This is a genomic window from Phenylobacterium sp. (assembly GCF_036402295.1).
Lineage (GTDB): Bacteria > Pseudomonadota > Alphaproteobacteria > Caulobacterales > Caulobacteraceae > Phenylobacterium.
Genome location: NZ_DASWTE010000039.1, coordinates 22,293 through 30,731 on the forward strand (window position 1 = coordinate 22,293; position 8,439 = coordinate 30,731).

At 70.7% G+C, this 8,439-nt stretch carries 7 protein-coding genes; 3 read left to right on the top strand and 4 right to left on the bottom strand.

Annotation, left to right across the window (positions count from 1 at the left end):
* Together VGD44_RS02360 and VGD44_RS02365 are read right to left on the bottom strand one after the other, a co-directional pair.
* Complete coding sequence (locus VGD44_RS02360) at window positions 1-783, bottom strand: enoyl-CoA hydratase/isomerase family protein (protein WP_331083482.1); 783 nt, start codon at window positions 781-783, stop codon at window positions 1-3.
* On the bottom strand, window positions 780-1,946 hold the full coding sequence (locus tag VGD44_RS02365) for an acyl-CoA dehydrogenase family protein (protein WP_331083484.1): 1,167 nt from the start codon (window positions 1,944-1,946) through the stop codon (window positions 780-782). Before VGD44_RS02365 ends, VGD44_RS02360 begins: the two co-directional genes overlap by 4 nt.
* Before the next feature lie 130 nt (window positions 1,947-2,076).
* Between VGD44_RS02365 and VGD44_RS02370 the strand changes: the two genes are divergently transcribed.
* Window positions 2,077-2,817 (top strand): IclR family transcriptional regulator, encoded by a 741-nt coding sequence (locus VGD44_RS02370; protein WP_331083486.1) that lies wholly within the window; start codon window positions 2,077-2,079, stop codon window positions 2,815-2,817.
* 10 nt (window positions 2,818-2,827) lie between these two features.
* Complete coding sequence (locus VGD44_RS02375; protein ID WP_331083488.1) at window positions 2,828-4,048, top strand: CoA transferase; 1,221 nt, start codon at window positions 2,828-2,830, stop codon at window positions 4,046-4,048.
* Here VGD44_RS02375 and VGD44_RS02380 read toward each other — a convergent pair.
* On the bottom strand, window positions 4,045-6,807 hold the full coding sequence (locus VGD44_RS02380) for a CHAT domain-containing protein (protein WP_331083490.1): 2,763 nt from the start codon (window positions 6,805-6,807) through the stop codon (window positions 4,045-4,047). The genes VGD44_RS02375 and VGD44_RS02380 overlap by 4 nt on opposite strands.
* Window positions 6,808-6,850: 43 nt before the next feature.
* Between VGD44_RS02380 and VGD44_RS02385 the strand changes: the two genes are divergently transcribed.
* Window positions 6,851-8,056, top strand: a complete 1,206-nt coding sequence (locus VGD44_RS02385) for a serine protease (protein WP_331083492.1) — start codon at window positions 6,851-6,853, stop codon at window positions 8,054-8,056.
* Window positions 8,057-8,096: 40 nt separating this feature from the next.
* Here the strand turns inward: VGD44_RS02385 and VGD44_RS02390 are convergent.
* The coding region (locus VGD44_RS02390; protein ID WP_414694608.1) for a calcium-binding protein at window positions 8,097-8,439 on the bottom strand (343 nt) is incomplete at its 5' end.

An 8,439-nucleotide genomic window follows, 5' to 3' on the forward strand; every position in this document is an offset into this window, starting at 1 on the left:
TCAGCGGCCTGCGAAGTTCCCGGGCCGCCGCTCGGCCACCGAACGGACGCCCTCCTGGAAGTCCTCGGTGGCGCGCAGCACGCTCTGCTTGGTGTGCTCGATGTCGGTCCGCGCCTTGATGGCGGCGGCCAGGCCCTCGCGCAGGGTCTTGCGCGTCTCGACCACGGCCAGGGGCGCGTTCTCGGCGATCTCGGCGGCCAGGCGCAGGGCCGCGGGGCGCAGCTCGTCCGGCGCGACCAGCTCGTCGGCGAGGCCCCAGGCCAGCGCCTCGTCGCCCTTGATGCGGCGGCCGGTCAGCATCATCAGCGCCGCCTTCTGCTCACCGACGATGCGGGGCAGGGCATAGGTGATCCCGAAGCCGGGGTGGAAGCCCAGCTTCACGAAGTTGGCCGAGAAGCGCGCCTCGGGGCTCACGACCCGGAAGTCGGCCACCAGCGCCAGGCCCAGGCCCGCGCCGATCGCCGCGCCCTGCACCGCCGCGACCATCGGCGTCGCCACCGAGTAGAGCCTGACCGCCTCCACATAGAGGGCGTTGATCCCCTCCATGCCCGATGCCACCCGGTCGTTCGGGGAGGCGAAGTCGGCGCCGGCGGAGAAGCTCTTGCCCTCGGCCTGCAGCACGATGGCCCGTGCATCCGGGTTGCCGTCGACGGCGTCGCAGGCGTCGGCCAGGTCGCGCATGAACTCCACCGAGACGAAGTTGTGCGGCGGCCGGTTCAGGGTGACCACGGCCACGTGGCCATCCATCGCGACGCTCACATGGTCGCCGAACTGCGTCTTCATCGTCTCGTCCCCAACAGGTTCCTGGCCACGACCCACTTATGGACCTCCGTAGGGCCATCGTAGATCCGCATCGTGCGCAGCTTCGCCTGCATGAGCTGCAGCGGTAGTTCCTTGGTCATACCCATGGCGCCGAACGCCTGCATGGCGCGGTCCACGGTTTCGTAGGCCATCTCGGTGGCGTACCACTTGATCATGCTGATCTCGGAGCGGACGTCGCGGCCGTTGTCCAGCTTCCAGGCGCAGTCGTAGGTCATCAGCCGCGCGGCGTGGATCTTGGTCGCCGCCTCGGCCACCCAGAACTGGATCGCCTGGCGCTCGGAAAGGGGCACGCCGAAGGTCTTCCGCTGCGGGGCGTACTCGATGACCATCTCCATCGCCCGCTGGGCCATGCCCACGGACCAGGCCGCCATCTGGATGCGCCGGGTGCCCAGCCGGGTCTGCATGGGCGCGAACCCCGCGCCCTCCTGGCCCAGCAGCTTCCAGCTCTCGACCCGGCAGTCCTCCAGCGCCACCTCGTAGGTGTAGGCCCCGCCCACCATCGGGATCCGCCGCAGCACGTTGAAGCCCGGCGTCCCCTTGTCGACCAGGAAGGCCGTGATCCCGCCGCGGGCCTTCTTCTCCACGTCGGTCACCGCCATCAGGATGGTGAAGTCGGCGTCGGCGGCGCGAGAAATCCATATTTTTCTGCCATTTATGACCCAGTCGTCGCCGTCGCGGACGGCGCGGGTGGTCATTGCGGCGGGGTCGGACCCGGCGCCCGGCTCGGAAATACCGATGGCCGAGACGGTCTTACCGGCGACGTAGGGGGCGAGGTAGGCGTCGCGCTGCCGGTCGTTCACCGTCTGCATCAGCATGCGCAGGTTCGGGCTATCCGGCGGCAGGGTGTAGGGCGTGACGCAGCGGCCGATCTCCTCCTCGACGCCGACCATGGCGGTCATCGGCAGGTCAGACCCGCCGACATCTTCCGGCGCGTCCAGGCCGAACAGGCCGAGCTCGTGGGCCTTCTTGTCGAGGCGGACGTGGTCGGCGGGATCGAGGCCCAGGCCCTTGCCCTCGGCCTCGCGCTGCATGACGCCGGCCTCCAGCGGCATCAACTCGTCGCGCACGAACTTCTGCACGAGGTCCCGGAGCATCCGGTGCTCTTCGGAGAGTTCGAAGTCCATGGCGCTTCCCCGTCCTCGTTGGCGGCCATTGAACAGGCCCGCGCGACGGGATACTAGCTCCGACGAGTTTCGCCCATATGTGGATACAATTTCCACATATGTGGATCATTGACGTAGGGACCTGGGTTTCGTGGCGGAGGGTGCGGTCAAGTCGGCGCAGCGGGCGCTGGAGATCCTCGAGGTCTTCGCGCGCCATCGCCGGCCCTTGGCGCTGAAGGAGATCCTGGACGAGCTGGGCTACCCCACCTCATCGGGCTCGGCGCTGATGAAGTCGCTCGTCCAACTGGGCTACCTCGACTACGACCGCGAGCGGCGCACCTACTTCCCCACCATGCGGATCGCAGTCCTCGGCGCCTGGGTGCCGGGCGCCCTGTTCGGCGACGGCCAGCTCTTGCCCGCGCTGGAGGACCTGCAGCGCAAGACGGCCGAGACGGTCATACTCGCGGTGCAGAGCGACCTGCACGCGCAGTACGTCCACCTGATCCATTCAAGCGATGCCGTGCAGGTCCGCCTGCCGCCAGGAACGCTGCGGCCGCTCGCCCGGTCCGGCCTCGGCCTGGTGCTGCTTTCCGGTAAGACCGACGCCGAGATCGAGCGGCTGCGGCGGCGTATCAATGCCGCTGGGGAAGGTGGCGTACAGTCGCGCGAGGAGCTGATGGCCCGGGTGGGTGAAGTCCGCGCCCGCGGCTACGCCTTCTCCAGGAACGCCATCTCGCCCGGGGTGGGCATCATCGGGGCGGCGCTGCCCAAAGGGCCGTTCGGACGGGTGTCGGCGGTCGGCGTGGCCGGGACCGTGCCGCGCCTCGAGGACAAACAGGACGCGATCGTTGCCGATCTCCAGGCGATGATCCAAAGGCTGGAACACGCGTGAGAGGATGCCGATGACCGTCAAGACCTTCGCCGAGAAGCCCACCGGCCCCTTGAGCGGCATCCGCATCCTGGACCTGACCAGCGTCGTGAACGGCGCCTACGGCACCCAGATCCTGGCCGACCAGGGGGCCGACGTGATCAAGCTGGAGGACCCCGGCTCGGGCCGCGGCGACGGCGGCGACATCATGCGCTGGGCCGGCCACCTGCCCGAGGGCGCCCCGCGCGGCATGGGCCCGATCTTCCTCACCATCAACCGCAACAAGCGCTCGATCCTGCTCGACATGAAGTCCGAGGCCGGCAAGCGGGCGCTACGCAAGATCATCCGCTCGTGCGACGTGCTGGCCTCGTCGGTGCGCTACGAGGGCATGAAGCGGCTGGGCCTCAGCTACGAGGACGTGGCGGCGATCAAGCCCGACATCATCTTCGTCCACGCCGCCGGATACGGCTCGGACGGCCCCTACGCCGGTGAGCCGGCCTATGACGACCTGATCCAGTCGGCCTCGGGCATGGCCGACATCCTGCCGCGCACCGACGGCAACCCGGTCCCGCGCATCCTGCCGACCCTGGTGGCCGACAAGGTCTCGGGCCTCTTCCTGTCGCAGGCCGTCACCGCCGCCCTGCTGCACAAGGCGCGCACCGGCCAGGGCCAGTTCGTGGAAGTGCCGATGTTCGAGTGCGTGACGAGCTTCCTGCTGGTCGAGCACCTCTACGACCACACCTTCGAGCCGCCGACCGGGCAGTGGGGCTACCAGCGGGTGGTCAACCCGAACCGCAAGCCGTTCAGGACCAAGGACGGCTACATCGGCCTCCTGCCCTACACCGACCGGCAGTGGGACCAGTTCTTCGACGCCGCCGGCTTCGGCGAGCAGGTGAAGTCCGACCCGCGCTTCGCCGACTACGCCACCCGGGCCAAGCACACCCGCGAGCTCTACGGCATGATCGAGGAGGCCGCGGCGACCAAGACGACCCAGGAGTGGCTGGATATCCTCAAGCCCCTGTCGATCCCGGTGGTGAAGACCAACACCCTGGACGACCTGGCCGACGACCCGCACTTGAACGCGGTGGAGTTCTTCCAGGAGTACGAGCACCCCGAGATCGGGCGCTACCGGCTGATGAAGCCGCCGGTGAAGTTCGCCGCCTCGCCCGCGAACCTGCGCCGCCACCCGCCCAAGCTGGGCGAGCACACCGACGAGGTGCTGGCCGAAGTCGGGGTCGAGGCGGAGGACGCCTAGGGGCCGCCGGCCCCGTCGCCCAGGATGACGAAGGGCGCCCAGAAGCGCGGATGCAGACGGGCGCGGCTGGGCGGCGCGGCCAGGTAGGCCCGTTGGGCCTGCGCGAGAGCAAGGGCCGGGCTCGCCGTTTCAGCGGCGCCGAGTCGCTCGAACAGGTCCGCGACAACGGCTGCCCCTGTCTCGGAGTTCACGGACCACAGTGTACCCAGCACGCCTCGCGCGCCGGCCTGGGCGAAGGCCGAACTGAGGGCCGGCAGGTCCTGCGCGATGCGGGTGAAGCTGAGGTTGGCCGAGTTGCAGGCCGAAAGCGCCACGAAGTCCGCGGGCAGGTCCAGGTCGGCGATTTCCGAGGCGGTGAGGAAGCCGTCGTGGTCAGGGCCGCCGGAGGGCGTCAGCACCAGCGCCGGCTCGGACACGTGTTCGACCTCGCCTCGCATGACGCCGTGCGTCGCGAATGAGATCAGCCGCGCGCCGGGGGCGAGCGCCTCGCGCACCCGCGCCTCAGTGGCGGCCGCGCCGGTCAGGATCTGCGCCGTCCGGAAGGGACGCGCGGACGCCGCCAGCTCGGCTGCGGTTTCGGGCAAGGGGCCCAGCCCCGCCTTGCGCACGTCCTCGGCCTCGGCGCCGTCCAGGACGGGATCTCCGACGCCCAGGAACTCGCGGGCCGGCGGGCGAGGCCGGGCCGAGCGCGCCGCGACCAGCGCGCTGGCGGAGCCGGCGAAGCTCACGGCGTGGGAGCGCACGAACCACTCGGCCGCGGCGAGGTCGTAGCCGTCGCCGCGGCGGGGCGGGGCGCGCGGCAGCAGGGCGGCAAGCGGCAGCCCGCCCACGCTGACCATCGGTGACAGCCAGGCCACGCGATCCCCGGGTTTCAGGCAGGGCTCAAATGGCCGCAGGAGGACATCGTAGAGCCGCACCGCCGCGGCGACGGGGAACTGGCTGTCGGCCGTGTCGTCCGGCGCATGCGTCGCCGACAGCGCGGCTTCGAGGAGCCGGGCGTCCAGGCTGACGCGGCTGGTGTCCGGACGGGCGGTCACGACCGTCATCCCCTCACGGCGGACGCAGGCGTAGACGAACTGGCTTCCAACCGGCGCGTAGGCCAGTGCGGCCTCGTCCGGGCCGAGGACGCTGCGCAGCTTCCGGAGGCTGACGAGGTTGGGGCCGGAGGTCGCGAGGCCCGCCTGCACGAGCGCCTTGTCGGAGACCGCGAGCCGCGCATTCAGCTCGGCGAGCTCGGCCAGGCGGGCGGTGTCGTAGCCGAACCTCGGTCCCGCGACAGGTGAGCCCATGCGCCGGATCATCTCCATGATCGAGGCCTGTTCCAGCCGGTCCCGCCGCGCCCGCAGCCGCAGGCCATCGTGCGCCATGCGCCGTTGGTCGGGGTCGCGCGCCGACGCCAGCAGCGTCATGGCGTCGGCGTCGAAGCCGGGGCCTGAGCGGCTCGCGAGCTGGACGAGGGCGAACGCCGTCTCGGGGTCGGCGGCCTGGCGGGCGACGGGGATCAGCGACAGCCCGATCAGCAGGTTGTCGAAGACCCCTGGCCGGTACCAGGATCCGGGCAGGGAGGTGGCGGTCGTGGCCGAGGTCGCGGCGCGCACGCGCCCGCCGAGCTGGACGAGGGCCTGGGTCTTCTTCGGCCCGGGCGGCCTGGCCATCGCCTGGCCGGCCAGGCGGTAGGCGTCCACGCCCGCGCGATACTCGGGTTCGGGCCGGAAACCGAGCGGCCCGCTCAACGCCGCGGCCGCCACAGCGTCGGGCTGTCTGGCCCTCTGCGCGGCGACGGCTCGGGCGGCCAGATAGGCCAACTCGTCGAGGTTTGCGGGCTTGCGACCGGGCAGCTTGTAGAGATCGGCCAGCGGATGTTCGGCCAGGGCGCGGACGCCGCAATCAGGGGCCTCGCGGCAGAGCGCCGCCTTCTGGCTCAGCGCCCAGCCGGCGAGCCACGCCCGCGTGTCCGGATCGAGCTCCAGCGTCGCCAGGCCCGCCAGGACGGCGTCGGTCTCCCGCGCCGACCCCTCCCCGTCGTCCACCGCCTCCAGCAGGATGGCCGCGGTCCGGTGGAACATCACGGCCTCCGGCGTCCGGGGCGGGAGGAAGGCGACGATGAACGGCGCGCTCGCGGCGTGGAGGCCGTGGGCGCGCTCGTATGCGCCCAACTCCACGAGGGTCGCCAGCACGTCGGCCAGCACGGTGGCCACCTCATGCGGGGCGTGGCCCGGCGCTGTCGCCGAGCCGGCGATCGCGAGCACCTCGCCGGCCGCCCGCTCCGCCGCCTCCTGCGAGCCGCCGGCCAGCAAAATGTTTGTCCGCAGCGCTCGCCGCCGCAGATAGAGCACGCCCGCCTCCGGTGTATCCACGCCCCAGGCCTTGTCGCCCAGCGCCTCGGCGAGCGCCGGCCTGGAGCCGGCCGCGAGCCGGGCGGCGTTGACCCAGTAATCGACCTCCAGGGCTTGCAGCATCAGGGCGGCCGGGTCCGCTGACCGCGACGCCGTGACGGCGTCGACGTAGGCCTGGGTCCGCTCGGCCAGGCACGCGTTCGCCTGCATGCGGCGACAGATCTCAAGAAGGGTCACGAGTGTGCGCGCACGCGCCGCCGGGTCGGCGTGCTGGGCGTCTGCAAGGTTGGCGAGTTGAGCGCGCGCCGTGAGGCCCTGGCCGTTCAGGAAGAGCCGCCCCGCCGCGGCGACCTGCTCGTCCGAGGGTTGGGCCGAGGCTGGCGCAACTCCGACGAGAAAGAGGGTTGCCGCGACTCCCAGCAAAGCTAGGCTTCTCTGCCGACATCCGGAGGGGGAACCTAAGGCCATGAAAAGGCTCCGAATCACCGCGCTCGCCGCAAGCTTGGCCGCGACATCATATGCGCAAGCCGCCCCGCCGGAAGACTACCTGGGGCTGCCGGCCGCCCAGGCCCACGGCGCGCGGAAGCCGGCGCGCGCCGCGGTGGCGCCGTCACTGGACGCCGGGTCGGCCGCCCTCCGCTCCGGCGCCGCGGTCAGGCGGTACGGCCAAACCCTCGGCGGGCTCAAACCGGAGGGCCGCGCCGTCACCCGCGGCGCCGCGGAAACCAAGGTCTATGAGCAGGCTTCGCCGTCGGTCGTGCTGGTCGTGACGTCGGCGGGTGTCGGCTCCGGCGTGGTGGTGAGCGCCGACGGTCGGATCATCACCAACCTGCACGTGACCGGCGACTTCGAGACGGTCGGGATCATCTACAAGCCGGCCCAGGAAGGCGCGTCGCTTGAGAAGGCGGAGATCCACAAGGCCCGGGTGCTGCGGCGCGACGAAGTGGCCGACCTGGCTCTCGTGCAGGTCGACGGCCTGCCTGCCGCCATCAAGCCCCTTGCCCTCGGCGCCGTCGAGGCGGTGCGGGTCGGGGCCGACGTTCACGCGATCGGACACCCGACCGGCGAATCCTGGACCTACACGCGCGGCATTGTGAGCCAGGTGCGCCGCGACTACGCCTGGACGGCGACGGGCGACCGTTTCGAGCACAAGGCGACGGTCATCCAGACGCAAACCCCCATCAATCCCGGCAACTCCGGCGGCCCGCTGCTGAACGAAGAGCTCGAGGTGATCGGCATCAACAGCTTCAAGACAGAGGGCGAGGCGCTGAATTTCGCCGTGTCGGCTGACGACGTGAAGGCGCTCCTCGCGAGCACGGCCGATCGCACGGCGACCAAGCGCTCGAACGCCCCGGGCGGGGTCTGCAAGGAAGCAGAGATCGACAGCCGCCCGTCCAAGGATCCGGTCGGCGTCGAATACATGATCGACTCCGACTGCGACGACGAGGGCGACTACACGGTCGTGATCCCCGACAGCAAGCGCGAGGCGGTGCTGACGATGCTCGACACCGACAGGGATCGCGAGATCGACACCATCCTCGTCGACAAGAACCGTGACGGCTCACCCGAGACGGGACTCTACGACACAGACGGCGACGGGAAACTCGACCTCCTGGGGACGTTCCGCAAGGGCGAGGACGAGCCCTACAAGTGGGAGAAGATCAAGAATTGAGCCATGCGCGTCTCGGTCAGCGCCCCGCTGCTCAGGTGTGTCAGCCGAAGAGGAAGTCGCCCGATCCCAGGGTGTAGCCGTTGGCGAGCTTCAGGACCTCGGTCGTGTGGGTGACGCCGTCGGTGATGACCCAGTCGGTGGTGCTGCCGGCGACCCTCGTGATGGTCGAGCCCGCGCCGTAGCCGGTCAGCTGGATGAGGTCGTCGGCGCCGAAGTCCGTGATCCTGTCGCCCGCCGCCTCCCCCTTGGCGAAGACGAAGCGGTCGGCGCCCGAGCCGCCGCTCAGCTTGTCGGCGCCCGTCCCGCCGCGCAGGGTGTCGGCGCCCGCGTAGCCGGAGATGATGTCGACGCCGGCCAAGCCGCTGAGCGAGTTGGCGCCGCCG